At 63.8% G+C, this 26995-nt stretch carries 27 protein-coding genes; 15 read left to right on the top strand and 12 right to left on the bottom strand.

All coding sequences use genetic code 11. The annotated features are described in order from the left end of the window. Positions 1–11: 11 nt before the first annotated feature. The 6 genes from ACY3GB_RS22755 to ACY3GB_RS22730 form a co-directional block, all read right to left on the bottom strand. Positions 12–1553 carry a SpoVR family protein gene (locus ACY3GB_RS22755; RefSeq protein WP_463090743.1) on the bottom strand — a complete coding sequence of 514 codons (1542 nt, stop codon included), beginning with the start codon at positions 1551–1553 and terminating at the stop codon, positions 12–14. Then, positions 1550–2830: a YeaH/YhbH family protein gene (locus ACY3GB_RS22750; protein WP_463090742.1), complete on the bottom strand. Its 1281-nt coding sequence runs from the start codon at positions 2828–2830 to the stop codon at positions 1550–1552. The genes ACY3GB_RS22755 and ACY3GB_RS22750 overlap by 4 nt, the downstream gene beginning before the upstream one ends. Before the next feature lie 152 nt (positions 2831–2982). Continuing rightward, positions 2983–4911, bottom strand: coding sequence for a PrkA family serine protein kinase (locus tag ACY3GB_RS22745; RefSeq protein WP_231150602.1), 1929 nt, complete (start codon positions 4909–4911; stop codon positions 2983–2985). A 303-nt stretch (positions 4912–5214) separates the two neighbouring features. Then, the gene (locus ACY3GB_RS22740; protein WP_463090741.1) at positions 5215–5532 is read right to left on the bottom strand and encodes a PilZ domain-containing protein; all 318 of its coding nucleotides are present in this window, start codon (positions 5530–5532) and stop codon (positions 5215–5217) included. Continuing rightward, complete coding sequence (locus tag ACY3GB_RS22735; protein WP_046156747.1) at positions 5519–6076, bottom strand: NUDIX domain-containing protein; 558 nt, start codon at positions 6074–6076, stop codon at positions 5519–5521. Before ACY3GB_RS22735 ends, ACY3GB_RS22740 begins: the two co-directional genes overlap by 14 nt. Beyond that, a complete protein-coding gene (locus ACY3GB_RS22730) occupies positions 6063–6620 on the bottom strand; it encodes a DUF2062 domain-containing protein (RefSeq protein WP_463090740.1) in 558 nt (185 codons plus the stop codon). The genes ACY3GB_RS22735 and ACY3GB_RS22730 overlap by 14 nt, the downstream gene beginning before the upstream one ends. Positions 6621–6807: 187 nt before the next feature. Between ACY3GB_RS22730 and ACY3GB_RS22725 the strand changes: the two genes are divergently transcribed. From ACY3GB_RS22725 to ACY3GB_RS22715, 3 genes are all read left to right on the top strand, one after another. Continuing rightward, entirely contained in the window at positions 6808–8592 is a 1785-nt protein-coding gene (locus tag ACY3GB_RS22725; protein ID WP_463090739.1) for an acyl-CoA dehydrogenase C-terminal domain-containing protein, read from the top strand. Between the two features lie 194 nt (positions 8593–8786). Then, complete coding sequence (locus ACY3GB_RS22720; RefSeq protein ID WP_463090738.1) at positions 8787–9431, top strand: DUF5610 domain-containing protein; 645 nt, start codon at positions 8787–8789, stop codon at positions 9429–9431. A gap of 17 nt (positions 9432–9448) precedes the next feature. Continuing rightward, a complete protein-coding gene (locus tag ACY3GB_RS22715) occupies positions 9449–9967 on the top strand; it encodes a DUF5610 domain-containing protein (RefSeq protein ID WP_463090737.1) in 519 nt (172 codons plus the stop codon). Between the two features lie 49 nt (positions 9968–10016). Here the strand turns inward: ACY3GB_RS22715 and ACY3GB_RS22710 are convergent, their stop codons facing one another. The 3 genes from ACY3GB_RS22710 to ACY3GB_RS22700 all read right to left on the bottom strand — a co-directional run bounded on the left by ACY3GB_RS22710 (position 10017) and on the right by ACY3GB_RS22700 (position 12190). Beyond that, complete coding sequence (locus ACY3GB_RS22710) at positions 10017–10982, bottom strand: CE1 family esterase (protein WP_463090736.1); 966 nt, start codon at positions 10980–10982, stop codon at positions 10017–10019. Between the two features lie 192 nt (positions 10983–11174). Then, positions 11175–11855 (bottom strand): UPF0149 family protein, encoded by a 681-nt coding sequence (locus ACY3GB_RS22705; RefSeq protein ID WP_463090735.1) that lies wholly within the window; start codon positions 11853–11855, stop codon positions 11175–11177. Between the two features lie 119 nt (positions 11856–11974). After that, entirely contained in the window at positions 11975–12190 is a 216-nt protein-coding gene (locus tag ACY3GB_RS22700) for a hypothetical protein (RefSeq protein ID WP_463090734.1), read from the bottom strand. 389 nt (positions 12191–12579) lie between these two features. On the opposite strand from ACY3GB_RS22700, the gene ACY3GB_RS22695 reads away from it, so the two are divergent. From ACY3GB_RS22695 to ACY3GB_RS22685, 3 genes are all read left to right on the top strand, one after another. Then, positions 12580–13050, top strand: coding sequence for an RICIN domain-containing protein (locus tag ACY3GB_RS22695; protein ID WP_463090733.1), 471 nt, complete (start codon positions 12580–12582; stop codon positions 13048–13050). A 387-nt stretch (positions 13051–13437) separates the two neighbouring features. Further along, on the top strand, positions 13438–13830 hold the full coding sequence (locus ACY3GB_RS22690) for a MerR family transcriptional regulator (RefSeq protein WP_463090732.1): 393 nt from the start codon (positions 13438–13440) through the stop codon (positions 13828–13830). 12 nt (positions 13831–13842) lie between these two features. Further along, positions 13843–14418, top strand: a complete 576-nt coding sequence (locus ACY3GB_RS22685) for an N-acetyltransferase family protein (RefSeq protein ID WP_463090731.1) — start codon at positions 13843–13845, stop codon at positions 14416–14418. Positions 14419–14516: 98 nt separating this feature from the next. On the opposite strand, the gene ACY3GB_RS22680 is transcribed toward ACY3GB_RS22685, so the two are convergent. After that, entirely contained in the window at positions 14517–15398 is an 882-nt protein-coding gene (locus ACY3GB_RS22680) for an EamA family transporter (RefSeq protein ID WP_463090730.1), read from the bottom strand. A gap of 112 nt (positions 15399–15510) precedes the next feature. Between ACY3GB_RS22680 and ACY3GB_RS22675 the strand changes: the two genes are divergently transcribed. From ACY3GB_RS22675 to ACY3GB_RS22665, 3 genes are all read left to right on the top strand, one after another. After that, the gene (locus tag ACY3GB_RS22675; RefSeq protein ID WP_463090729.1) at positions 15511–16023 is read left to right on the top strand and encodes a MarR family winged helix-turn-helix transcriptional regulator; all 513 of its coding nucleotides are present in this window, start codon (positions 15511–15513) and stop codon (positions 16021–16023) included. Positions 16024–16138: 115 nt separating this feature from the next. Continuing rightward, a complete protein-coding gene (locus tag ACY3GB_RS22670) occupies positions 16139–16753 on the top strand; it encodes a glutathione S-transferase family protein (protein WP_463090728.1) in 615 nt (204 codons plus the stop codon). Between the two features lie 16 nt (positions 16754–16769). Further along, complete coding sequence (locus ACY3GB_RS22665; protein ID WP_463090727.1) at positions 16770–18758, top strand: 2Fe-2S iron-sulfur cluster-binding protein; 1989 nt, start codon at positions 16770–16772, stop codon at positions 18756–18758. On the opposite strand, the gene ACY3GB_RS22660 is transcribed toward ACY3GB_RS22665, so the two are convergent. After that, on the bottom strand, positions 18748–19647 hold the full coding sequence (locus ACY3GB_RS22660; RefSeq protein WP_463090726.1) for a LysR family transcriptional regulator: 900 nt from the start codon (positions 19645–19647) through the stop codon (positions 18748–18750). The two genes, ACY3GB_RS22665 and ACY3GB_RS22660, sit on opposite strands and share 11 nt — an antisense overlap. A gap of 118 nt (positions 19648–19765) precedes the next feature. Between ACY3GB_RS22660 and ACY3GB_RS22655 the strand changes: the two genes are divergently transcribed. From ACY3GB_RS22655 to ACY3GB_RS22640, 4 genes are all read left to right on the top strand, one after another. Beyond that, a complete protein-coding gene (locus ACY3GB_RS22655; protein WP_463090725.1) occupies positions 19766–20308 on the top strand; it encodes a carboxymuconolactone decarboxylase family protein in 543 nt (180 codons plus the stop codon). 147 nt (positions 20309–20455) lie between these two features. Beyond that, positions 20456–22129 (top strand): LytS/YhcK type 5TM receptor domain-containing protein, encoded by a 1674-nt coding sequence (locus ACY3GB_RS22650; protein WP_463090724.1) that lies wholly within the window; start codon positions 20456–20458, stop codon positions 22127–22129. Beyond that, positions 22123–22878, top strand: a complete 756-nt coding sequence (locus ACY3GB_RS22645; protein ID WP_463090723.1) for a LytR/AlgR family response regulator transcription factor — start codon at positions 22123–22125, stop codon at positions 22876–22878. The genes ACY3GB_RS22650 and ACY3GB_RS22645 overlap by 7 nt, the downstream gene beginning before the upstream one ends. A 106-nt stretch (positions 22879–22984) precedes the next feature. Further along, positions 22985–24208 carry an L-lactate MFS transporter gene (locus ACY3GB_RS22640; protein WP_463090722.1) on the top strand — a complete coding sequence of 408 codons (1224 nt, stop codon included), beginning with the start codon at positions 22985–22987 and terminating at the stop codon, positions 24206–24208. Between the two features lie 439 nt (positions 24209–24647). On the opposite strand, the gene ACY3GB_RS22635 is transcribed toward ACY3GB_RS22640, so the two are convergent. After that, on the bottom strand, positions 24648–25097 hold the full coding sequence (locus ACY3GB_RS22635) for a YaiI/YqxD family protein (protein ID WP_463090721.1): 450 nt from the start codon (positions 25095–25097) through the stop codon (positions 24648–24650). An 87-nt stretch (positions 25098–25184) separates the two neighbouring features. Here ACY3GB_RS22635 and ACY3GB_RS22630 point away from each other — a divergent pair, with 87 nt between their 5' ends. Beyond that, complete coding sequence (locus ACY3GB_RS22630) at positions 25185–25673, top strand: NUDIX hydrolase (RefSeq protein WP_463090720.1); 489 nt, start codon at positions 25185–25187, stop codon at positions 25671–25673. Between the two features lie 120 nt (positions 25674–25793). After that, on the top strand, positions 25794–26963 hold the full coding sequence (locus tag ACY3GB_RS22625; protein ID WP_463090719.1) for an isovaleryl-CoA dehydrogenase: 1170 nt from the start codon (positions 25794–25796) through the stop codon (positions 26961–26963). The last annotated feature ends 32 nt before the right edge of the window (positions 26964–26995 follow it).

The raw sequence follows: 26995 nt of genomic DNA, 5'->3' as shown, positions 1-26995 counted from the left end.
AGCCAATGGCTTCAGGCTGTTTCCGCCTCCCTCACCGCCTGCACCTCGTACACCTGCTTGACCTCGCCATTGATGTCCACGCTCTCCAGCCTGACGTCGAAACCCCATAGCCGGCATACGTGCTTCAGCACCTCCTGCGCGCTCTGCTCCTCCAGAGGCCGGCGGTTGTGCATGGTGTGGCGCAGCGTCAGGCTGCGGTCGCCGCGCATATTGACCGACCACACCTGGATATTGGGCTCGCGCGAGCCCAGATTGTATTGCTCGGCCAGCTTGCCGCGGATGTCGCGATATCCTTCCTCGTCGTGAATGCTGGAAATCTCCAGCTTGTCGTCGCGGTCGTCGTCGCGGATCGAGAAGAGGCGGAAATCGCGGATCAGCTTGGGCGACAGGTACTGCGAGATGAAGCTTTCATCCTTGAAGTTGCGCATCGCGAACTCCAGCGACTCCCGCCAGTCGCTGCCCGCCAGGTCCGGGAACCAGGCGCGGTCCTCGTCGGTCGGCTCCTCGCAGATGCGCTTGATGTCCTGGTACATCGCGAAGCCCAGCGCATAGGGATTGATCCCGCTGTACCAGCGCGCGGTGACCGGCGGCTGAGACACCACATTGGTGTGGCTCTGCAGAAACTCCAGCATGTAGCCGTCAGTGATCAGGCCCTTGTCGTACAAGCGGTTCATGATGGTGTAGTGCCAGAACGTCGCCCAGCCCTCGTTCATCACCTGAGTCTGACGCTGCGGATAGAAGTACTGGGCCACCTTGCGCACGATGCGCACCACCTCGCGCTGCCAGGGCTCCAGCAGCGGCGCCGATTTCTCGATGAAGTACAGGATGTTCTCCTGCGGCTCGGCCGGGAAGCGCGGCGGCATCTTGTCGCCGCCATCCTTGTCCCGTTTCGGTATCGTGCGCCACAGATCATTCACCTGCATCTGCAGGTAATGCTCGCGCTCTTCCTGGCGCGCCTGCTCCTTGGCCAGCGACAGCTTCTGCGGCCGCTTGTAGCGGTCGACGCCGTAATTCATCAACGCGTGACAGGAGTCCAGCAGCTCCTCGACCTCGTCTATGCCGTAGCGCTCCTCGCACTTCATGATGTAGCTCTTGGCGAACACCAGGTAGTCGATGATGGCCGAGGCGTCGGTCCAGGAGCGGAACAGGTAGTTGCCCTTGAAGAAGCTGTTGTGGCCATAGGCGGCGTGGGCGATCACCAGCGCCTGCATCATCATGGAATTCTCTTCCATCAGATAGGCGATGCAGGGATTGGAGTTGATCACGATTTCGTAAGCCAGCCCCATCTGGCCGCGCTTGTAGCTCTTCTCCGTGGAGACGAAATGCTTGCCGTAGCTCCAGTGGTTGTAATTGACCGGCATGCCCACCGAGGCGTAGGCATCCATCATTTGTTCGGCGGTGATGATTTCCAGCTGGTTCGGGTATACGTCCAGCTTGAATTCGCCCACGGCGATCTCTCGAATCGCGCGGTCGTATTCGCCGACCAGATCGAAAGTCCATTCCGACCCAGTGGAAATCGGCGCCATGCCCTCCGCCTTGCGCGTCCGTTTCATGCGGATACCCTCCCATTCGCCGGCTGCCGCTTGAACAGTTCCCGGAACACCGGATAAATGTCGGACGCGGAGCGGATTTTCTGCATCGCGAACTGCGGACACTGGGCCTTGACCTTCAAGTATTCGTACCACAGGTTCTGCGGCTCGCCTTCAGTGATTTCGATGTAGGCGAAATACTGGCAGTACGGCAGCAGGTTTTCTTCCAGGATGCGGCCGCAATTGGCCGAGTCGCTGTCCCAATTATCGCCGTCGGACGCCTGGGCGGCGTAGATGTTCCACTCGCTGCTGGCATAGCGCTTGCGAATGACGTCGCTCATCAGATTCAGCGCCGACGACACCACGGTGCCGCCGCTCTCGCGGGAATGGAAGAAATCCTGCTCATTCACTTCCACCGCGCTGGTATGGTGGCGGATGAACACGACTTCGATCTTCTCGTAATTCCGCTGCAGAAACATGTACAACAGGATGAAGAAGCGCTTGGCCATGTCCTTCTTCTGCTCGTCCATCGAGCCTGACACGTCCATGATGCAGAACATCACCGCCTGGCTGGTCGGCTTGGGCTGCTTGACGCGGTTGTTGTAGCGCAGGTCGAACGGATCAATCCACGGGATGCTGGCCAGCCGCTCCTTCATCTGATGGATGCGTTGGCGCCGATCCCTCACTTCCATCGCGTTGTCGTCGTCGGACTCGATCAGGGTGTCGAGCTCCTCTTCCGCCTCGTCTATGCTGCTGAGCGTCGGCGCGGCAATCGCCACCCGCCGCGCCAGCGCGCCGCGCAGCGAACGCACGATGTTGATATTGGTCGGGGTGCCGTCGTTGGTATAGCCGGCGCGCACCGTTTTCATTTCCTCGATGCCCATCAGCTGCGTCTTGACCAGATTGGGCAGGGCCAGGTCGTCGAAGAACACGTTCATGAATTCCTCGCGCGACAGCTGGAACACGAAATCATCCTCGCCCTCGCCATCCTGGCTGGCCTTGCTGCCGCCGCCGCCGGCGCCGCCCTGGGGCCGCGGCATGCGATCCCCCTTGATGAACTCCTCGTTGCCGGGATGGACGTTTTCCCAAACGCCGCCCTTTCCATGATGGAAGGTAGGCTCGGAAATGTCCTTCACCGGGATGGACACCTTTTCCCCGCTCTCGATATCAGTGATGCTCCGCCCCTTGATCGCCTTGGAGACGGCTTCCTTGATTTGCGCCTTGAAACGGCGAAGAAAGCGTTCGCGATTGACCGCCGACTTGTTCTTGCCGTTGAGGCGTCTGTCTATGATATGGGACATCGCCACCTCTCTGGCGCGCGACTGCCGGCTGCCGGCCCCCTGCAGGAGGCCGTGACCGATCGCCGCGCGCGGTTGTGTCTCCTTGTCGCCGGACCGCGCGGACCCGGCGCCTCCTGCCGGCCCGGCTCACGGGCCGGGCCGGCTGGGGGGGCTTATGAGGATTTGCGCACGCGCAGGTACCACTCGCACAACAGCCGCACCTGCTTCGCGGTATAGCCCTTCTCCACCATGCGGTTGACGAAGTCCTCGTGCTTCTTGGCGTCCTCGGCGCTGGCCTTGGCGTTGAAGGAAATCACCGGCAGCAACTCTTCGGTGTTGGAGAACATCTTCTTCTCTATCACCGTGCGCAGCTTCTCATAGCTGGTCCAGGTAGGATTCTTGCCGCCGTTGTTGGCGCGGGCCCGCAGCACGAAGTTGACGATCTCGTTGCGGAAATCCTTGGGATTGGAAATTCCCGCGGGCTTCTCGATTTTCTCCAGTTCGGCATTAAGAGACGTGCGGTCGAAGATTTCGCCGGTATCCTGGTCGCGATATTCCTGATCCTGTATCCAGTAATCGGCGAAAGTCACGTAGCGGTCGAAAATGTTCTGCCCATATTCGGAATAACTTTCCAGATAGGCGGTTTGAATTTCCTTGCCGATGAATTCAACGTATTTCGGCGCCAGATATTCCTTCAGGAAGGTCAGGTATTTCTGTTCCGTTTCGGCCGGGAATTGTTCGCGCTCGACCTGCTGCTCTATTACATACAGCAAGTGCACCGGATTGGCGGCCACCTCGCTGTGGTCGAAGTTGAACACCTTGGACAGGATCTTGTAGGCGAAGCGCGTCGACAAACCGCTCATGCCCTCGTCCACGCCGGCGTAATCGCGGTATTCCTGCAGCGACTTGGCCTTGGGATCGGTATCCTTCAGATTCTCGCCGTCGTATACCTGCATCTTGCTGTACAGGCTGGAGTTTTCCGGTTCCTTCAAGCGCGACAGCACCGCGAACTGGCCCATCATCTTCAGCGTGCCCGGCGCGCACGGCGCCTTGCCCAGCGAAGAGTTGCGGATCAGCTTGTCGTAGATCTTGATTTCCTCGGCCACGCGCAGGCAATAAGGCACCTTGACGATGTAAATCCGGTCGAGGAAGGCTTCGTTGTTCTTGTTGTTGCGGAACTGCTTCCACTCGCTCTCGTTGGAGTGTGCGAGAATGATGCCGTCAAACGGAATCGCGCCAAAACCCTCCGTGCCCTTGAAGTTGCCTTCCTGGGTGGCGGTCAGCAGCGGGTGCAGCACCTTGATCGGCGCCTTGAACATTTCGACGAACTCGAGCAGGCCCTGGTTGGCCAGGCACAAGCCGCCGGAGTAGCTGTAGGCGTCCGGATCATCCTGCGCGTACTTCTCCAGCTTGCGGATGTCCACCTTGCCGACCAGCGAGCTGATGTCTTGGTTGTTCTCGTCGCCCGGCTCGGTCTTGGCCACGGCCACCTGGCGCAACACCGACGGATAGCGCTTGACCACGCGGAACTGGCCGATATCGCCGTTGAACTCGTGCAGGCGCTTCACCGCCCAGGGGCTGGGAATGGACTTCAGATAGCGGCGCGGGATTCCATACTGCTCTTCCAGGATGGAGCCGTCCTCGTCATAGCTGAACAGGGACAGCGGAGACTCGTTGACCGGGCTGCCCTTCAGGCAATAGAACGGCACCAGCTCCATCAGCTCTTTCAGCTTCTCGGCGATCGACGATTTGCCGCCGCCCACCGGCCCCAGCAAATAGAGAATCTGCTTTTTCTCTTCCAGACCCTGGGCCGCGTGGCGGAAGTAGGCGACCACCTGCTCGATCACCTCCTCCGTGCCGTAGAAGTCACGGAATGCCGGGTAAACCTTGATGACTTTGTTGGAGAAAATGCGGGACAGCCGCGAATCGTGGCGGGTATCCACCAGTTCGGGCTCGCCGATGGCGGTCAACATGCGTTCGGCCGCGGTGGCGTAAGCCCCCGGATCTTTCTTGCACAGCTCCAGGTACTCCTGGATCGTGTACTCCTCCTCGCGGGTCTTGTCGTATCGCACTGCGTAGTGACTGAAGATATCCGGGTGCATGACTCTCTCCTGGCTGGTAGCAGGGGCCGGGCGCGCTGCGACTCGCAATCTGCGTTTCCCCTTGCTGAATTAGAGTACTGACTGTGTCTCCGGTTCTGTTTTGGGTATAGCATAGCAGCGCCAATCAACCGGACAAAAGCCGGTCTGAACCGGGTTCAGGCAGTGCCGAGAACATTGTGCGAGGGAAGCCTTTGAATCAATGGATTTTTTTAATTGCGGAATTTTGTAACAATAGATGTAGCTTAGTAAATTCTTGTAATGCCTACTGCAATTAGTGCGGAAAAACGATGAATATCTCGCCGCTCAGGTTTTCCGCACCAGAATGCGCACGCCTATTTCATAAATCAGTCCGCGCTGCACTTCATTGCAGCGCTTGACCTCCACCTCGGCCTCGAACGGCTTGCCGGCAGTGGCGCCGACGCCGGGCACCAGCACGATCACGCTGAGCCGTTCGCCGAATTGCGGCACGAAGGCCGAACGCAGGGCCATGCCGTCCACCGACAGATCCACGCACTCCCCGTAGAACGTCTGCCCGCTCAGCAGCGACTTGATGCGGGCCTTGCACCCCATGCTGACCCGGCGGCCCCGCCTCCGGTCGTAATACGCGTCAAATCTCGACACCCCGCATCCTCCCGCCCAGGTAGGCCGCCAGCCAGTGCAGGCCGACAATGGATTTGCTGTCGCAAATTTCGCCGGTCAGCGCCATGTTCATCGCGGCGTCCAGAGGCACGGTCAGCACTTCCAGAAACTCGCCGGCATCCAGTTGCCTTTCGCTAAGCATAAGTTCTTGCGCGAGGTAGTAGCTGATTTTTTCGTTGGAATAGCCGATGCAGGGGTGGGCGGTGCCCAGATAGGTCCAGCGGCCAGCCCGGTAGCCGGTCTCTTCCAGCAGCTCGCGCCGGGCGGTCTGCTCTGGCGCTTCGTCCGGGTCGATCTTGCCGGCAGGTATCTCAATGAACTCGCGGCCGGCCGGATAACGGTATTGCCGCTCCAACACCAGCTCGCCTTCCGGCGTGATCGCCAGCACGGCCACCGCGCCGGGATGAAGAATGTATTCGCGCGAGGACTCGTTTCCATCCGGCAGGGCTACCCGGTCCTTGCGCACGTTGATGAATCCGCCCTGGTAGACCAGTTCCGACGACAACCGCTTTTCAACGAGATCCACACTTCGCCTTTCTATCGTTCCATGCGCTGACCACCGCCCAGCGCCATAACACCCGGGTGGCCAGATAGCCCGCCGCACCCAGAGTCGCCCCCAGCGCTGGCATGCCCACCAGCAGCGGCCAGCCCAAATCGATCAGCCACCCCAACGTCTGCCGCGCCCAGGCCGCCGGCCCCAGGGCGAGCAAACCCGGCGGCGCCGTCATTGTAGCCACCGCGTCCGAGCCCAGCAGCCATCGTCCATAGCAATACGCCAGATAGTACAGCGGCAGCACGGTCAGTGGATTGCTGTACAGCGAAACCACCATCGCCGCCGGAATGTTCACGCGCAGCAGCAAGGCCAGCGCCAGCGCGGTGGCCTTCTGCGTGAAGCCCGGCATCACGCCCGAATACAGCCCCACCGCCACGCCCATCGCCACCTTGCGGCGATTGAACGACCAGTAGGCCGGCCGATCCAGGTACGGCGCCAGCCGCCGCATGCCGGGACGGGCGAACCAATTGTGCCGCGCCGCGGAAAAGCGGCGCATCTTGCGTTTAAGCCAGGTCATTCCATTTCTTGCCGTCGCGTTGCCGTTAAGCCACACCCCCGCCAAGGCGCGGGCGCGATTTAGTTGTCAAAATCCCGGGAATAATTTAAACAAGCGTTTGAATGAATGCCCCAGCCAATCCAGGGTTCATCATAACAACGTATCGCCCTGGCACGCACCAGGCGGCGCCACCAACTGGAGAAACCGAATGCCCGCTTACACAGCCCCGCTGCGCGATTTTGATTTCGTTCTCAACGAGTTGATCAAGGTACAGGACATCATCCCCACATTGCCGGGATATGAAGAAGCCACCCAGGACATCTTCAGCGCCTACCTGGAACAAGCGGCCCAGTTCTGCGAATCCGAACTCGCGCCGCTGAATCGCCAGGGCGACGAGGAAGGCTGTCACTACGACAGCGCCACCAAATCGGTCACGACTCCGGCCGGTTTCAAGGAAGCATACAAGCAGTATTGCGAGCTGGGCTTCCCGGCGCTGGACTGCGACCCGGCCTACGGCGGCCAGGGTCTGCCCAAGAGCCTGGGCTTCCCCATCATGGAGATGCAATGCTCGGCCAACGTGGCCTGGTCGATGTACCCGGGCCTGTCGCACGGCGCCTATTCCGCCATCCACGCCCACGGCACCGACGAGCAGAAGGCAACCTACCTGCCCAAGCTGGTGGATGGCAGCTGGACCGGCACCATGTGCCTGACCGAGCCGCACTGCGGCACCGACCTGGGCCTGCTGAAGTCCAAGGCCGAGCCTCAGGCCGACGGCAGCTACCTCATCAGCGGCACCAAGATCTTCATCTCCGCCGGCGAGCACGACCTGTCCGACAACATCGTCCACCTGGTGCTGGCCCGCCTGCCGGACGCGCCCAAGGACGTGAAGGGCATCTCCTTGTTCATCGTGCCGAAATACCTGGCTGACGGCAGCCGCAACGCCGTCGCCTGCGGCAGCCTGGAACACAAGATGGGCATCAAGGCCAACGCCACCGCGGTGATCAACCTGGACGGCGCCAAGGGCTGGCTGATCGGCGAAGCCAACAAGGGCCTGTCCTGCATGTTCACCATGATGAACGCCGCCCGCCTCGGTTGCGGCATGCAGGGCCTGGGCCTGGGCGAGGCATCGTTCCAGGGCGCGCTGGCCTATGCCCGCGAACGCCTGCAGATGCGCGCGCTGAATGGCGCCAAGTGCCCCGACAAGCCGGCCGACCCCATCATCGTGCATCCCGACGTGCGCCGCATGCTGCTGACGCAGAAGGCCTACACCGAAGCCGGCCGCGCGCTGGCCGGCCTCCTGGCGCTGCAGCTGGACATCGAGGACAAGCATCCGGACGCCGCCGTCCGCGCCGACGCCGCCGACCTGGTCGCGCTGCTGACTCCGGTGGCCAAGGCCTTCATGACCGACAACGGCTTCGCCGCGGCCAACCTCGGCGTGCAGGTGTTCGGCGGCCATGGCTACATCCGCGAATGGGGCATGGAGCAACTGGTGCGCGACGCCCGCATCTCGCAGATCTACGAAGGCACCAACGGCATCCAGGCGATCGACCTGCTGGGCCGCAAGGTGTTGCTGGACCAGGGCGCCAAGCTGCGCAAGTTCACCAAGTTGATCCACAAGTTCTGCCAGCAGCACGAAGGCCATCCGCAACTGGGCGAGTTCGCCAACCCGTTGGCCAAGCTGATGAAGGAAGTGGGCGAGCTCACCATGGGCGTGGGCATGGCCAGCCTGCAGGACAAGGATGAGGCCGGCGCGGCCGCTTCCGACTACCTGCGCCTGATCGGCCACCTGACCTACGCCTGGCTGTGGGCGCGCATGGCCGAAGTGTCGTTCGCCAAGCTGGGCCAGGGCGACGACGCGTTCTACAACGCCAAGATCGCCACCGCCCGCTTCTACTACGCCAAACTGCTGCCGGAAGCCGAAGCGCTGAAAGCCAGCATCAAGACCGGCGCCAAGCCGCTGATGGCGCTGGACGAGGAGCACTTCGCCTTCTAAGCATCGACGCATCGCAGTTTTCCAGGCCGCGCCCGGGCGCGGCCTGTGTCATTTTGATCAGTAAAATCACCTACTTGCCTACACCGCCCCCAAGTTTTCGGCCGGATTGCCGATATCGGGGCATACTGGAGTTGTCCCCTCAACCACCATAAGCGTGCGCCAGCCAAATAACGACGCGCCGACAGGAGTCCGTGATGTCGATATCCTCTCTGAACAACAATCAGCCCGGCCAGGCCGGCAGCGCGCTCCCGGCCAAGGATGCCGCCTACAGCGCCCAAAATACCCGCAACCAACTCAATGCGGTGCTGGTGCAGTCGCTGGATGTGTCGATCAGCAGCGGCAAGCAGTCGCAAACCCTGCTGTTCCGCGCGTCGATCACCAATATCACCCAGATTCTCAACGCCGACTTCTCCAATCAGAACGGCTCTCAGCAAAATCAGGGCAGCGCGTCGCTGCAAGTCAGCAGCACCCAGCTGAGCATTTCCATCCAGCAGGACGGCCAGAGCGACGACAACTCGCCGGAAGCCACCTCCAAGCGCATCTTGGACGGCGCCACCGGCATGTTCGCGCTGTACCAGCAACAGCATCCCGAACTCAGCGCCGACGACCAGGCCAAAAACTTCGTCAACCTGATCCGCCAAGGCTTCGAACAGGGTTACGGCGAAGCCACCGACATCCTGAAGAGCCTCAAGGTATTCAACGGCGACGTGCAAAGCGGGGTGGAGAAAACCAAGGATCTGGTCGAAAAAGGCCTGGACGCCTTCCTGCAAAGCAACCTGTCCTCCAGCGCCAAGTCGGCCTCGTCCGGGACGGGAACCAGCCAGGCCAGCGCTAGCTGAGCCTGCGGGAGGCGGCGATGGCGGAGGAGAACGATATCGCCGTGCAACCGATCCGCGGCGTGCAGCCGCGGCCGGCCGGCAGCCACGAGCCATTCGCCGTCTCATACCGGAGCGGCCAGCACGGCGACACACCCGCGGGAGAGGACAGCGCCGACATCAGCCTCAGCCAGGGCTCGCAAGCCGCCGAACTGCTGTTCAGCGCGGCGATGGACCAAATCTCCCGCCTGGCCGGCCTGGACATCGAACCGGTGCTGCCGCCGGAAAACGAGCTGACCGGCGGCAGCCACAGCCAGCGCCTGCTGTTGGGCATGGAAATCCTGCTGGAGCTTTATCGCCGGCAGCGCGAAGATCTGCCCCAACAGGCCCTCCTGCAGGCGTTCGCGCCGCTGGCTCGCTCCGGGCTGGAGCGCGGCTACCAGGAAACCTGCCAGGTGCTGCGCCAGTTGAATGTCTATACGCCCGTCGTCGCCGACCAGCTGCAGGGCCTGCTTCTGCTGACCCAGCAGCTGTTCGAGGAACGGCTGCTGGCCGTCTAGCCCCGCAGCTCAAGTCTCAAGGCTGCGCGCCTGCCGCGCGTTGATGAACTCACGGCTTTCTCTGGTCGCGAAACAGCCTCCAGGCCAGCTCTGCCGACTCCACATCGCCATTCTGATGCCCCAGCAGATGCGTGTATAACGCGCCGACCCGATGGGCCACGCTGGGCTCGACATGGCCGCCGCCGCTGATGGTCAGCAGCAGCACTCTGCGCCCCGGACCATCCTCCCCCCATTGAGTCAGCGTGGCCCGCGTCGGATCGCCGGCGCTGGCATGCGGCAACTGCGCGGTGACATGCGGAATGTCCGGCAGATCGTCCAGCCGGCGCCAGAACGCGGCGCTGTCCGCCACCGGGACCACCTCGCCCCGCCCTTTTTCGTCGAACAGGCGAACCTGCCCGCCTGCATAGGGCACTACCGGGTCTGCGGTGCCGGCGATGATCAGCGCGGATAAAGGATGACTGGGCGCGGCGCAACCACTGCTGCGCGCCATCGACGCGCCGACGGTGGCGAACGCCGCCAGGCCGTCTCCCAACTCGCTGGCCAGGCGGAAGACCATCATGCCGCCATTCGACATGCCCATTGCGTAGACGCGGGCCGAATCGGCGCCGCGCTCTGCCACTTCGCGCCGGATGATGGCCGCTATCAGGCCGACGTCGTCGGTCTGCGGGTTCTTGGTGGCATCGGCCCGGCAATCATGCCAGCCCGGCTTGCCGTCGCCGCCGCGCGCGCCGTCGGGAACCGCCAGCAGCAAGCCTTCGCGGTCGGCGATCTCCATCCATTGCGACAATGGCGCCGCCCCTGCCCCCAAGCCCAGCAGCTGGCGCGCCGAACCGCCGTGGCCATGCAGCAGAATCACCAACGGACGCTTGCCCGCCGGCAAGGGATGCGGCGTCGCAAGCAGATAATCGCGCAGTCCTTCCGGACGCTGAATCCGCATCGACGCCACCTCCGCGCCCAGCGAGGCTGTAGCGGCCAGCGCGATGGCGCCGGCGCCAAACCAGGATTTCCAGTCCATCGCCCTCTCCCTGCCTTCTGCTTGGCATCTTGCCGACATAGGCCTAAATTGCCGGCCCCGTTCGCCACGATTCGTTCTATCACCCGCTCCGGCTTCCGGCCAGCGCCATGCCAGCCTGCCAAGCCGGGAGCTCGCGGCCGGCGCAAACAAAAAAGCGGACCGAAGTCCGCTTTCACCATGGTCCTGGCAGCCTCAGTTGGCGCCGCAGCAGGCCTTGTATTTCTTGCCGCTGCCGCACGGGCACAGATCGTTGCGGCCCACCTTGTCGCCTTCGCGGCGAACGGTGGTGGGGGCCTGGTCCTTGGCGCGCCAGTAGGCGAACACCGCGGCCAGCGCGTCGCTCAGCTCGCCCTTGTAGCCGTCGACTTCTTCGTCGGTGAACGTCAGCAGATCTTCGCCGCCTTCCTCGTCCTCGAAGGCGCCGCCCAGCACCAGCATCGGCATCATCAGGCTTTCGAAGCCTTCATCCTCTTCCGCCACTTCGAACCAGTCGGTATCGACCAGATCCAGCGCGTACAGGTAGGCGTTGGCCCACGGCCAGTAGTCCGGCTCGCCCTCTTCGCCGCTGTCTTCCTCGGCGTACAGAATCAGGTCCAGCTCCTCGCCCGCGGCCAGCGCGTCGCGGGTGGCGTCGAACAGCTTCTGCAGCAGGGCCTTCAGCTCGGCCTCGTCGGCCGGGTTTTCGAAAGCCGGCGCGTCGCCCAGCACTTCCGGCAGCCAGAAGTCAGTGTCCACCGCGTCCGGACCGCTGACCAAGGCGGAGAAGAAGCCCTGCACCTCGTCCGGGCGCATGGTGCTGCCGCTGGCCGACAGCGGCGTCAGCAGGGTTTCGAGACGGGTCAGGTCTGCATCATTGAAAACGGTTGCGGTCATGGTGTGATTCCTCTGGATGTATCTGGTCTGGCGGCATTGTAAGCCAAAAGCGCGGCGGCGGCCTCGCATTTCGACTAGCGTTCTTGTCCTCGATCAGGCCGTCCTGGCGTCGTTCAGACTCAGCTTTTCGCCATCGTCCGCCGCATCAGGCATTTCTGGATTTTGCCGATGGCGGTCATCGGCAAATAGTCGACGAACCCGATGTAGCGGGGAGTCGTGCAATGGGTGCCCCAATCCCTGGCAAAAAGAACGGGAACGCTCTCACGCCGCAGTTTCGCTGCGCCCAAACGACTCGCACGCGCCTCTTGCCGCCAGGCGCCGTATTTGCCACCCATCAGCCCTGGCGGCGCTCCTCAATGCACCAGTTGCTTGCCAGGGACACAAAGCTCCCCCATTTCGGCGCCGCACTGCGATCCATCACCCCTCCCTGAATGCCGCTTGCTCAGCTTGCATTTTCTCATCTGCAAAACGAATAACTTATCCATTAAAAACAATAACTTATATGAGTAAACATACCATCTTGAATGCGCAAAACCAGATTCCATAATCATGTGGCAGTAAAGCATTCGCTCTGGCAGTCATGTTGCGCCGATAGGCAGCCATCGGCATTAAGAAACACCCATGCTCCACGTCTCCAGCCATACCAGGAAACCGAAGCCGGATATTTCGATATCAAATGTGACCGCTAACGAATCCTGATTGACTCTCTGATTTGGAGATTGACATGAAGAAAGTAACTCACTCCGTATTGATGAGCTTGGCCATGCTTGGAAGCGTATCCTTGTTCAGCGCCGCCGCGCATGCCGCCACGGTTATTGGTCATGGCGGCAACTGTCTGGATGTCAGCGGCGGCGGCACGGCCAACGGCACCAATGTCCAGATGTGGCAATGCCAGCCCGGAAACGGCAACCAGCAATGGATACTCAGCCAGGGAAGAATCATTTGGGCAGGAACCGCCAAATGCCTGGATGTCTCGGGCGGGGGCACCGCCAACGGCACCAATGTCCAAATCTGGGACTGCCAGGCGGGCAACCGCAACCAGCAATGGTCGACCGACTCCAACTTTCCCGGCAGGATTGTCTGGGTCGGCGGCAAATGTCTGGATGTCAGCGGCGGCGGGACCACGAACGGCACCAACGTTCAGGTATGGGATTGCATGTCAGGCAACGATAATCAAGTATGGGTAGTGCGATAAAACGCTCAGAAGTCGTCAACGGCAGTCTGAGCTGCCGAATCCTCCTTCCCGCCAGATGCGGGACGCCTTCGGGGGTCCCGCCTTCTTGACGCGGTCCTGACGCCTGGCGCCTGGCTCAGCGCAAGAAGCGCAGCCTTGCCTCATCGATCCGCTCACTGGGCAGCCAAGCGGTAGCCTCGCATTCAGCCATGCCCGTTGGCCAGTCTCGCCTAACGTGACACTCATTCCCCGTATCGATCATGACTGGCCGCAGCGCTTGCGATGCGGTTTTTCAGCGACGACACTCTTAAAATCTTGAAGGAACAGATTGACGATTACGTAAACGTAAATCAAGCTTTCAGCAAGCCCCGTGGGAAAAACGCTACAATCGCGCCTGTAAGGAAATCTATGAACCAAGCCGAACTTTTCACCATCTCCGACCTGGCGCGCGAATTCGACGTCACCCTGCGGACCATCCGCTTCTATGAGGAACAAGGCCTGATCGAGCCCAGGCGCGACGGCCGCCAACGCCTGTTCACCCGCCGCGACCGCGCCCGGCTGAGACTGATCCTGCGCGGCAAGCGCATCGGCCTGTCGCTGGCGGAAATCCGCGAAATCATAGACATGTACCAGCTGGCGCACGACGAGGCCAGCCAGTCCCAGAAACTGCTGGACCTGCTGCTGGACCGGCGGCGCCAGCTGGAAGAGCAACGCCGCGACATCGACGCGGTGCTGGACGAGATCGGCGCGCTGGAAACGCACTGCCGCGGCGTGATCGCGGGCGGCGGCGCGGCAGCCTGACCCAAGGAATTATTGCATTGGCATTTCCTCTTCGGCACAATGGCCGGCTCGATCAGGAGATGCCCCATGCCAAGCCCGTACACCGCCCCATACACGCTGCAACCGCTGACTTTGGAGCGCGCCGCGGATTTCTGGCGCGTCACCGACAGCGTGGCAAAAGAACGGCGCTATCTGGCCTTTCTGGAAATTCCGCAAGCGGCTTCGGCGGAATACGTGCGCAGCCAACTGGCCTGCCAAGCCCCTCACTTGCTGTTGCTGGATGGCAATCAAGTCGTTGGCTGGTGCGACGTCATCCCTCATCGCCTCCCCATTTATCAGCATGGCGGCACGCTCGGCATGGGCCTGCTCCCACGCTACCGCGGCATGGGCCTGGGCGGATGGCTGATGGAAAACACCCTACGATTAGCGGAACAGCGCGGCTTCCGCCGCCTGGAGCTGACCGTGCATGAAGACAATATCCACGCGATCAAACTCTACGCAAAACATGGCTTCGAGCTGGAGGGCCGCAAACGCCGTGCCATCAACATCGACGGCCGCGATCTGGATGTCTTGATGATGGCGCGGCTCAACCCGCATGAGTCGCGCTAAGAGCTGCTAAAAACCTCACAGAGGACCAGAACCAAAGCGCACCCGCCGGCGATGCACGGCGTCAGCGGCGTTGCCAGCAGGGCCAAGCTCAAGCGCTCCTACTTTGGCGCGGCATTCATCATGCCCCACTGCACCGCCAACACGCTGGCCAGCACCACCGCCATGCCCAGCAGCGATTGCGCGGACAAGGCCTGCCCCAGCAGCGCCCATCCCAGGATCACCGCGGTCAGCGGGCTGAGCAGGCCCAGCGACGACACCGCCACCGGCGACAGCCGCGCGATGCCGCGGAACCACAATAGATAGGCCAGCAGCGCGCCGAACAAGCCCAGGTAGGCGTAGCCGGCCACCTGTGTCCAGCCCAGGGCGGGCAACGGCGGATCGACGGCCAGCGCCAGCGGCAGCAGCATCAGCCCGCCCAGCGTCAGTTGCCAGCCTGTCAGCGCCGTCACCGGAGCCGGCAGCTTCCAACGCCGGGTCAGATAAGTGCCGCAGGCCATCGCCACCGCGCCGCCGAAGGCCGCCAGCATGCCCACTCCGTCCCAGCTCGAACCCGGCGACAGCAACAGCGCCGCCATGCCCGCCACGCCCGACAGGCTGGCCCACAGCGCCAGCGCCGCCGGCCGCCTGCTGTCCAGCCGCCAGGCCAGCGCCATCACCAGCAGGGGCTGGCAAGCGCCCACCACTGCCGCCAGACCGCCCGGCAGCCGGTAGGCGGCGACAAACAGCAAGGCCTGGAACGCGCCGATATTGAGCGCGGATAGGATCAACAGCCTGCCCCACTCCGCCGAGCGCGGGCGCCAGCCGCCCATCCACACCAGCAACAGGCCAGCCGGCAACACCCGCAGCAAAGCCGCGATGAATGGCCGGTCCGGCGGCAACAGCTGGGTGGTGACAATATAGGTGGAACCCCAGATCACCGGGGTGAGCGCCGTGAGCAACACGTCGCGCCAGTGGACGGCATCATTATTTTCCGCAGACATGGGCAATCCTTCCGCTTGAGCTTATAATTCAAACATTATTAACTTGAATTCAAGATAACATTTATCTCGAATTCAAGGCAAATAAATCTTGAAATCAAGACAAGGAGACGGCATGAGCGATACCCTTCCCGGCGACGCGGTGGACCGCATACTCGAACAATGGGCGCGCGAGCGCCCGGATCTGGACGTCAGCCCGATGGGGGTGATCGGTCGGCTCAGCCGCTGCGCCGCGCTGCTGTCGCAACGGCTGGACGGGGTGTTCGCCGAATACGGCCTCAGCGGCTGGGAGTTCGACGTGCTGGCCACGCTGCGCCGCGCCGGCGCGCCCTACCAGCTGGCACCGACCGAACTGTTCTCGTCGCTGATGGTCACCTCGGGCACCATGACCCACAGGTTGAAAGTGCTGGAGGGCAAGGGCTGGATCGTGCGCGAAGCCAGCAATCAGGACGCGCGCAGCACGCTGGTGCGCTTGAGCGGCGAAGGTTTCGCCCTGGTGGAGCGCGCGCTGGAAGGCCACGTCGCCAACGAGCACGCGATCCTGTCCGCGCTGCCGGCCCGCAGCGTGGACGCGCTGGAAAAGCGGCTGGCGGAATTGCTGGCCGCGCTGGAGGCACCGAACGGCTGAGCCGGTTTATTCCGGAAAGTGGAATGATCCATTGTCAGCGGCGGAGATTCATGTCCTCATCATTGCCAGGCAGAATGATGGCCCGAATCCCGTTTTTTCCCCCTAGGAGAAACGCATGACCCGTCCCGCCATCAAACTTTACGATTTCGTCCTGTCCGGCCACAGCCACCGCGCCCGGCTGATGCTGGCGCTGCTGGGCCTGGAATACCAAGCCATACCGGTCAATCTGCGCGACGGCGAGCACAAGCAGCCGGCCTTCCTCAAGCTCAACCGCTTCGGCCAGATTCCGGTGCTGGTGGACGGCGACGAGGTGATCGCCGACTCCAACGCCATCCTGGTTTACCTGGCGCGCCGCTATGGCCACGGCGACTGGCTGCCATCCGATCCAGTCCGCGAAGCCCGGGTGCAGCGCTGGCTATCCGTCGCCGCCGGCCCGCTGGCATTCGGCGCCGCCCAGGCCCGGCTGCACAAATGGCTTGGCGTGCCGCTGGACTACGAACTGGCCGCCAGCCGCGCCAAGGCGCTGCTGCAGGTGATGGACGAGGAGCTGGCCGAGCGCCGCTTCCTGGCCGGCGACGCCGCCACCATCGCCGACGTCGCGCTGTACAGCTACAGCGCCCATGCGCCGGAAGGGGAAATATCGCTGGAACCATACCCACAGGTCCGCGCCTGGCTGGCTCGCGTGGAAGCGCTGCCCGGTTTCGTGGCCATGCCGGCCGTCAACGCTTGAACAACAGGAACAAGTGATGTCCGACACCCGCCCCGCCCCCTCCCCCTGGCATCCCGGCGAACTGGAAATGCAGCGCCGCGCCGGCAGCCAGGAGAGGATGGCCGCCGCCGGCCCGCGCGTGATCCGCGACCACATGCCGGAGCAACACCGCGACTTCTTCCGCCAGCTGCCCTTCATGGTGATGGCGGCGGTGGACGAGGCCGGCAGGCCATGGGCGGGCATCGTCGAGGGCAGGCCCGGCTTCGCCGGCTCGCCCGATCCGCGCAGCTTGCGGATAAACGCCCAGCCCAGCCCGGCCGATCCGCTGCGCGACTGCCTGCGCCCCGGCGCGGCGGTGGGCCTGCTCGGCATCGAGCTTCACACCCGCCGCCGCAACCGGATGAACGGCGAGCTGACGGCGCTGGACGACGATGGCTTCACCATCGCCGTCGGCCAGTCCTTCGGCAATTGCCCCAAATACATTCAGCTGCGCGAGTTCGAATTCGCGCGCGAACCTGGGCCGCGCATCCTGGGCTCGGTGGAGTGGATGCACGAGCTGGACGATGACGCGCGCGCCGCGATCTCGTCCGCCGACACCTTCTTCATCGCCAGCGCCTGGATCGGCGAAGAAGGCCGCTGGCAGGCCGACGCGTCGCACCGCGGCGGCAAGCCCGGCTTCGTCAAGGTGGATGGCGACACGCTGACCATTCCCGATTTTGCCGGCAACGGCTACTTCAACACCTTGGGCAACCTGTTGCTGCAGCCGCGCGCCTGCCTGCTGTTCGTCGACTTTTCCAGCGGCGACACGCTGCAGCTTGCCGGCCGGGCCGAGGTGCCGGACATGGAAGCGCCGCCCCCATTGGCCGGCGCCGAGCGGGCGTGGACCTTCCGCGTCGAGCGCGTGGTCCGCCGCCGCAACGCTTTGGCGCTGCGCTGGACGCTGCGCGAGTACTCGCCGTTCGCGCTGGCCACCGGCTCCTGGCCGCAGCAGGCCCCGGAGCGGCAATGGCTGCCACTGCGGGTCAGCCGCGTGGAGGACGAAAGCGATTCGGTCAGATCGATCTACCTGGCCCCAGCCGACGGCTCCCCGCCGCCGGCGTTTCTGCCCGGCCAGCATCTGAGCCTGAAAGTGGCCGGCGTGGACGGCGTGCGCCTGCGCAACTACACGCTGTCGCGCACCGGCGGCTACCGCATCAGCGTCAAGCGCCAGGGCAAGGCATCCGCCCGGCTGCACCAGCTGGCGCCGGGCGACATCGTGGAAGCGCTGCCGCCGCGCGGCGATTTCACGCTGGCGCATGCCGACCGGCCAATCGCCATGCTGGCCGGCGGCATCGGCATCACCCCGTTGTTGGCGATGCTGCACCAGCTGACGGAGCATCCCGCCGCGATGCCGCCGACGCTGCTGGTCTATGCCACCCGCACCGTCGCCGAGCGCGCGTTCGACGCGGAATTGGAAACGCTTCAAGCCAAGGCCGCCGGCAGGCTGCGCATCGTCAAGGCCGCCAGCCAACCGGAAACCGGCCGCCTGCCGGGCGTGGATTACCAGCATGCCGGCCGTGTCGATATCAAGCTGCTGCTCAAATCCGGCGCGGATCTGGCCGGCGATTTCTACCTGTGCGGCCCGGCCGGCTTCATGCAGGCGCTGTACGATCAACTGACCGCCGCCGGCGTCGACGACAATCGCATCCACGCCGAAGCCTTCGGCCCCGCCGGGCTGCAGCGCAAGGGCCATGCCGCGCAGGCGCTGCAGCCGCCGGCCGACGGCGCGGTGCCGGTGCGGTTTTCCGCGTCCGCCGTCAATGCCGAATGGCAGCCCGGCCAAAGCCTGCTGGAACTGGCCGAATCCTGCGGCCTGAACCCTGACTTCAGCTGCCGCGGCGGCACTTGCGGCAGTTGCCGCGCCGCGCTGCTTGCCGGCCAGGCCACCTATCTGCAGCCGCCGGATTATGCAACCCGGCCCGGCGAGATCCTGCTGTGCTGCGCCTATCCCGCCGCTGGCGCGGACAGGCTGGAAATCAACCTGTAAGCCGGGGGTCGGCGCGCAGCCGCTCGGCCAGAAAGTCGATGAAGCGGCGCATCCGCGTCGAGCCGTAGCGGCTTTCGGCGTGGACGATGTGTATCGGCAGCGGCGCGCTCTCGTAAGACGTCAGCACCCGCTCCAGCTTGCCCGCCGCCAGCGCCTCCGCCACCTGGTAGGACATCACCCGGATCAGGCCGAAACCGCCCTGCGCCGCGTCTATCGCCACGTCGTTGCCGCTGACCGTCAGCCGCGGCCGCACTCTCACCCGCCGCTCGCCGTCCGCGCCGAACTTCCACTCCAGCGAGGCCGAGGCGGCGGTGGAGGCGATCACCGTATGTTCCCGCAAATCCTCGGGCGCGGCCGGCGCGCCATGGCGCGCCAGATAGTCCGGCGCCGCGCACACCAGCCGCCTCACCTCGCCCACCCTGACCGCGCGCAGCGAGGAATCCGGCAAATGGCCGATGCGCACCGCCGCGTCCAGCCCTTCCTCCATCAGGTTCACCACGTTGTCGCGCAACTGCGCCGACACCTCCACCAGCGGGTGCTGACGCAAGAAGTCCAGCACCGCCGGCATCACGTACAGCCGCCCAAACAAGACCGGCGCGGTCAGGCGGATCAGGCCGCGCGGCTCGGCGTTGCCCCCCGCCGCCGCATCTTCCGCCTCGGCCACCGCCGCCAGGATGCGGCGCGCGTCGTCCAGATAACGCGCGCCGGCTTCGGTCACCCTGACATAGCGCGTGGTGCGGTTCAGCAGGCGCACGCCCAGGTTTTCCTCCAGCGCCGCCACCGCGCGCGTCACCGCCGGCGGCGACAATTTCAGCCTGCGCGCCGCGCCGGCGAAACCCTCTTCCTCCGCCACCGCGACGAAAACGCCCATCAAATGAAAACGGTCCACTCGTCATTCCTCAAAACGGAACAATCAATTAAATAAAACAGATATTCTTCCAAGATAAAGAATTTGGCAAAGTGCTCTCCATGGCGGAAACGTTCCGCCCCACTCCAGGAGACTTGCCATGAACCGCATCGCCATTCCCGCCGCCGAGCACATCCCCGCCGCCAGCCAGCCGCTGCTCGCCACCGTGCGACAACAACTGGGCATGGTGCCCAATCTGATGCAGCTGCTGGCCCGCAGCCCGGCCGCGCTGGAAGGCTATCTGTCGCTGAACGGCGCGCTGGCCAAAGGCAGGCTCGACGCCGCGCTGCGCGAACGCATCGCGCTGGCGGTGGCCGAATTCAACGGCTGCGACTACTGCCTGTCCGCCCACAGCTACCTGGCCAAGCATGTGGCCAAGCTGGGCGATGATGAAATCGCCGCCGCCCGCGATTTCGCCAGCGCCGACGCCCGCCAGGGCGCCGCGCTGCGCTTCGCGCTGAATGTGGCCAAGCAGCGCGGCCGCGTGACCGACGCCGAGCTGGCCGCGCTGCGCGGCGCCGGCTTCGATGAGGCGGAAACGCTGGAAATCGTGCTGACGGTGGCGCTGAACATCCTGACCAACTACGTCAACAACGCCGCCGCCACCGCGGTGGACTTCCCGCTGGTCCAGTCCCGCGGCTAAGCCCGCCGCCGCCGGAAGCCCGCGGGCTTCCGGCCCTCCCATGCCCATGGTCTTTTATTGCCCGCCAGGCTGCTCCAGTCGTTCCCATGCCTTAAAATGGCGTCAACTGTTCCGTTTTCCGCGGCCGCCGCCGCGGCTTTGCCCCCGATGATAGAAAACAATCCCAATATGCTGCTGCTCGCGGTGTTCGAGCGCGCCGCGCTGATGTTGATGGCGCTGTTCTTCCTGACTCGCGTCCGGCCGTTCCAGCACCTGCTGCGCCAGCAACGCCACACCCCGGCCGAGCTGGCCGGCGTGTCGCTGCTGTTCTGCCTGTTCGCCGTGTTCAGCACCTATACCGGCATTCCGGTGGACGGCTCGCTGGTCAACGTCCGCACCATCGCCATCCTGGCCGGCGGCATATTGTTCGGCCCCTGGGTGGGCATACCGGCCGGCATCGTCTCCGGCCTGCACCGCTACCTGATAGACATCCACGGCTACACCTCGCTGCCCTGCCTGATCTCCAGCATCTGCGCCGGCCTGTTGGCCACCGTCATCCATTTCCGCGCCGGACGCAAGCGGCTGTGGCTGTATGGCGTGGCCGCCGGCATCGCCTGCGAAAGCCTGACCATGGCGCTGATCCTGTGGTTCACCGAGCCGGCGGTCGGCCAGGCCATCGTCGGCCACATCGCCTACCCGATGATCACCGGCACCGTCTGCATCGGCCTGATCATCAAGCTGGTGCAGGACCTGGACGACGAAAAGGAGCTGTTGGCGGCGCGCCAGGCCAAGCTGGCGCTGACCATCGCCAACCGCACCCTGCCCTATTTCCAGAACGTGGACCGCGACGCGCTGGTGGAAGTGTGCACGGTGATCCGCAACCACATCGGCGCCGACGCGGTGGCCATCACCGACACCCGCGACGTGCTGGCCTATGTCGGCCTGGGCAAGGACTACTACGAGCCGGCCGCCCACTCCGCCATCGGCGAAATCACCCGCCGCGCGGTGCGCGAGGATGCGATCATCATCGAGAACGACCTGCGCCAGTACCGGGTGGCGGACTTCCACTCGGTGATCATCATTCCGCTGCGCGAAAACGGCCGCGTCACCGGCACGCTGAAAATCTTTTTCCGCAAGAGCGGCGGCATCACCGGCTCGCTGCGCGAGCTGGCCGTCGGCCTGTCGCAGCTGATCTCCACCCAGATGGAAGCGTCGCGGATCAAGCAGCTGCAGGAGATGGCGCGCAAGGCCGAGTTCGCCGCGCTGCAGAGCAAGATCAACCCGCACTTCCTGTTCAACGCGCTGAACGCCATTTCATCGCTGATCCGCATCCGGCCGGCCGACGCGCGCCAGCTGATCGCCCAGCTGGCCGACTACCTGCGCTACAACCTGTCGCTGGGCGACACGCTGATCGACATCCAGGAGGAGCTGAAACAGGTGCGCGACTACGTGGCCATCGAGCAGGCGCGCTTCGGCGACAAGCTGTCGGTCGTGTTCGATGTCGACGAAGTCCACGCCCGCGTGCCCAGCCTGCTGCTGCAACCCTTGGTGGAGAACGCCATCCTGCACGGCATCCAGCCGCGCAAGGAGCCGGGCGAGGTGCGCATCGCGGTGAAGAAGCGGGACGACCGCATCCGGGTATCGGTGCGCGACACCGGCTACGGCATCAGCCAGGAGGTGATGGACGGCATCGCCGAGGGCAAGGTGGAAAGCCGCAGCATCGGCCTGTCCAACGTCAACGAGCGCATCAAGCTCTTGTACGGCGAAGGTCTGACGCTGGCCCGCCTGGAGCCCGGCACCGAAGTGAGTTTCGAACTGCCGCTGGAGGGCGCAGCATGCTGAAAGCGCTGATCGTGGAAGACGAATACCTGGCGCGCGAGGAGCTGGCCTACCTGATCCAGGAGCATAGTTCCATCGAGATCGCCGCCAGCGTCGAGGATGGGTTGGAGGCGTTCAAATTCCTGCAGGAGCGCGATGTCGACGTGGTGTTCCTGGACATCAACATCCCGTCGATAGACGGCCTGCTGCTGGCCAAGAACCTGCACAAGACCGCGCGGCCGCCGCGCATCGTCTTCGTCACTGCCTACAAGGAGTTCGCGGTGGACGCCTTCGAGGTGGAAGCCTTCGACTACATTCTCAAGCCCTATAACGAAACCCGCATCGCCAGCGTGCTGGCCAGGCTGGAGGCGCAGGAGCCGCAAGCTTCAGCGCCACCAAGCGCCGCGCCGGCCGCGCCTCAGGCTGCCGAAAGCGCGCCCGTCAGCCGCACCGTCAATCTCGCCAAGGGCGACAGCATCATCGTCACCCCCTGCGACGACATTTATTACGTGGAAGCCGACGAGAAAGTCACCCTGGTCTACACCGCGCGCGACCGCTACGTGATGGCGATGAGCATCAGCGAATTCGTGTCGCGGCTGCCCGCCGACAGCTTCTTCCGCTGCCATCGCTCCTTCTGCGTCAACATCCACAAGATCCGCGAAATCGCGCCCTGGCAGAACAGCACCTACATCATCAAGCTGTATGACCTGAAAGCGGAAATACCGGTCAGCCGCAGCAACATCAAGGCGTTCAGGCAGCTGATGCACCTCTGATTGCAGTTCATTCCCCTTTGCCTGCATTTCATTCCCGCGCTGCGCCGCCTTTATAAGCTTAGGCTTATAGTCATGCCAACAGTAATGACTTTAAGCGAGCAGCGCCATGAACGCCTCAAGCAACGCCATCCGCTACCGTACCCTGGCCGGTACCGTCATCACCCAGTTCGCGCTGGGTTCCGTCTATACCTGGAGTCTGTTCAACGCCCTGCTGTCGCATAAGCTCTCCGAGCCGGTCAGCCAGGTGGCTTTCGCCTTCGGCCTGCTCAGCCTCGCGCTGGCGGTAGCGTCGTCGATGGCCGGCAAGTTGCAGGAGCGCTTCGGCGTGCGCAGGGTCGCCATCGCTTCCGGCCTGATGCTGGGCCTGGGCTTCTACCTGACCTCCCACGCCGGCAACCTGATCATGCTGTATCTGTGCGCCGGCCTGCTGGTGGGCTTCGCCGACGGCGCCGGCTACCTGATGTCGCTGTCCAACTGCGTGAAATGGTTCCCGGAGCGCAAGGGCCTGATCTCGGCCTGCGCCATCGGCGCTTACGGCCTGGGCAGCCTGGGCTTCAAGTTCATCAACCTGGCCTTGCTGTCGCGCTTCAGCCTGGAAGCCACCTTCCAGCTGTGGGGCCTGATCGCCATGGCCATGGTGGTGGCCGGCGCCCTGCTGATGACCGACGCGCCCAAGCAGCCCGCCGCCGCGCAAACCGGCGGCAGCCGCGACTACACGCTGGCCGAGGCGATGCGCCAGCCGCAATACTGGATGCTGGCGCTGATGTTCCTCACCGTGTGCATGAGCGGCCTGTACGTGATAGGCGTGGCCAAGGACATCGGCGAGAGCTTCGTCCACCTGTCGGCCGCCACCGCCGCCAACGCCGTGGCCGTGATCGCCGTGGCCAACCTGTCCGGCCGCTTGGTGCTGGGCGTGCTGTCCGACAAGATGCCGCGCATCCGCGTCATCACCCTCGCCCAGATCGCCGCGCTGGCCGGCATGCTGACCCTGCTGTTCGCGCCGCTCAACGCCGGCCTGTTCTTCGCCGCCATCGCCTGCATCGCCTTCAGCTTCGGCGGCACCATCACCGTCTACCCATCGCTGGTCAGCGATTTCTTCGGCCTGAACAACCTGACCAAGAACTACGGCGTGATCTATCTGGGCTTCGGCATCGGCAGCATCGTCGGCTCCATCGTCGCCTCGCTGTTCGGCGGCTTCCTCGCCACCTTCCACCTGATCCTGGCGCTGTTGATCGTCGCCCTGCTGTTCTCGCTGACCATCCGCCAGCCCGGCGCGGCCCAGGCCAAGAAAGAAGACTTCGACGCCGAACCGCAGCTGGGCAAGGCCTGAGCCCCTTCCCTTCCAGATAAGACAAAGCCCCCGGATTCGGGGGCTTTTCGTTTGCCCAGTACCTTGGAAGCTATACGCGATCTTTTACACAGCGTTTTACCACTTGATCAGATAAAAACCGCGTATCCGACTCGCCCCCATCCCTTCAAGCCTGTCGACGGGCGGTAGGCCCGAGGGTTTAAGCGGCTGCCTGTTTGAGCGCCGCGACGTTAGCGCGGCGCGAGTTCAGCCGCGCCTCGGGACTGACGGGAACCGGCGAGAAGCCGAAGGCCAGGCTTGCAGGGCGGCCTTGAGGGTGAAGGGAGATTTGGCCGCACAAATCGCCCTTCCCGTTCACCGGGCGGAACCGGCCCAAAATCATCATTCGCGCAGCGAACTCAAACAAGTTTTTAAAACTGGCGAGAAGAGCAGTAAAAGGCAGCCACTCGCAAGCGCTGGTTCAAACCCGCCTCTTCGCCAGCCAGATGTCCAACTGGCGGGCAAAGGCCTGCCGGTCCGCCTGGCTCAAGGGCGGCGGCCCCTCGGTCTGCACGCCGCTGGCCCGCAGCGTATCCATGAAGTCGCGCATCGTCAGTTGGGCGGCGATGGTCTCTTTGGAGAAGGCCTCGCCGCGCCAGTTCAGCGCCTGCGCGCCCTTGGCCAATACCTCGGACGCGAGCGGAATGTCGCCGGTGATCAACAAGTCATTAGGCTCGATGCGGCGGGCGATCTCGTTGTCGGCCACGTCGAAGCCCTTGGGCACCTGCAGCGCGCGGATATTCGGCGCCTTCGGCACCATCAGCAGCTGGTTGGCGACCAACACCAGCTCCACGCCGGTGCGCTGCGCCGCGCGGAACAACACTTCCCTGATCACCTTGGGACAGGCGTCGGCGTCTACCCAGATCGTCATCGCGTTTCTTTCTTCATTTACATAGCCGGCCATGATACCCGCCCTTGTCGATGACGGGAGAAAGCGCTATGCTGCGCGCCCGCCAAAATGCCAAGGAGATATCGCATTATCAGCGTCGACATAGCCGGCACCCGCTTCAATCTGCGCGCCGGCGCCATCATCGAGCATGAGGGCAAGGTCTTGCTGCACCGCCTGATCCGCGACGATTTCTGGACCCTGCCCGGCGGCCGTGTAGACCCCAACGAGGAAGCGCCCAAGACGGTGGAACGGGAAATGCTGGAGGAACTAGGCGAAACCGTGTCTTGCGGCGAGATGGTCATGCTGATAGAAAACTTCTTCACCGCTCGCGGCCAACGCAACCATGAGCTGGACCTGTATTTCCAGACCCATCTGGCCGCCGGCTCCGCGCTGCCGCAGCGCCCCGCGCCGTTCATCATGGAGGACGGCGGCGAACGTTTTGAATTCGACTGGTTCAGCCGCGAGCAGCTCAGCGAGCTGCGCATCTTGCCGCTGCCCATGAAAGACATGCTGATCAGCGAAGACCGCAGCCTTCGCCACGTCATCAACCGCGAATAAACGCCCGGCCGCCCGCTATGGCGGCCATCATATCGACATGTTGACGCTTACGTAAACGTAAGCGATGATGTGTTCATCAGGCGCCGCCAGCCGCGCCGCACGTTCAACGAGGAGAACCCCATGTACAGCAGCCTGCGCTTCGCCTTCGGCGAGACTTACGACCTCCTGCGCGAATCGGTGCGCGACTTCGCCGAACGCGAGATCGCTCCGCGCGCCGCCGCCATCGACCAGGACAATCTGTTCCCAGCCGATCTGTGGCGCAAGTTCGGCGAGCTGGGCTTGCTCGGCATCACCGTCAGCGAGCAGTACGGCGGCGTGGACATGGGCTACCTCGCCCACATGATCGCCATGGAAGAGATCAGCCGCGCCAGCGCCTCGGTGGGCCTGTCCTACGGCGCGCACTCCAATCTGTGCGTCAACCAGATCTACAAGAACGGCAACGACGCGCAGCGCGCGAAATACCTGCCCAAGCTGATCTCCGGCGAGCACGTCGGCGCGCTGGCGATGTCCGAGCCCAACGCCGGTTCCGACGTGGTCAGCATGAAGCTGAAGGCCGACAAGACCGACGGCGGCTACCTGCTGAACGGCAGCAAGATGTGGATCACCAACGGCGGCGACGCCGACACCCTGGTGGTCTACGCCAAGACCGACGTCAACGCCGGCCCCAAGGGCATCACCGCCTTCATCATTGAAAAGAGCTTTAGCGGCTTCTCCCACGGCAGCAAGCTGGACAAGCTGGGCATGCGCGGCTCCAACACCTACCCCATCTTCTTCGACAACTGTTTCGTGCCGGAAGAGAACGTGCTGGGCGGCGAAGGCAACGGCGTCAAGGTGCTAATGAGCGGCCTGGATTACGAGCGCTCGGTGCTGGCGGCCGGCCCCTTGGGCATCATGCAGGCCAGCCTGGACATCGTGGTGCCCTACCTGAACGACCGCAGCCAGTTCGGCCAACCGATAGGCGACTTCCAACTGATGCAGGGCAAGCTGGCCGACATGTACGTCAAGCTGTCCGCCAGCCGCGCCTACGTCTACGCTGTCGGCCAGGCGCTGGACCGCGGCGAGACCGGCCGCCAGACCCGCAAGGACGCCGCCGGCGCCATCCTGTACGCCGCCGAAAACGCCACCCAGCTGGCGCTGGATGCCATCCAGTGCCTGGGCGGCAACGGCTACATCAACGAATACGCCACCGGCCGCCTGCTGCGCGACGCCAAGCTGTACGAGATCGGCGCCGGCACCAGCGAGATCCGCCGTTGGCTGATCGGCCGCGAACTGATGGCCGAAACCCGTTAATCGCGGTGGATAAAATGCCTGATGCCGCGTTG

It is taken from the genome of Chromobacterium sp. Ag138, from assembly GCF_055181315.1.
The sequence above is the reverse complement of the archived record's forward strand: the minus strand, read 5'-3'. Positions and strand labels throughout refer to the sequence as shown.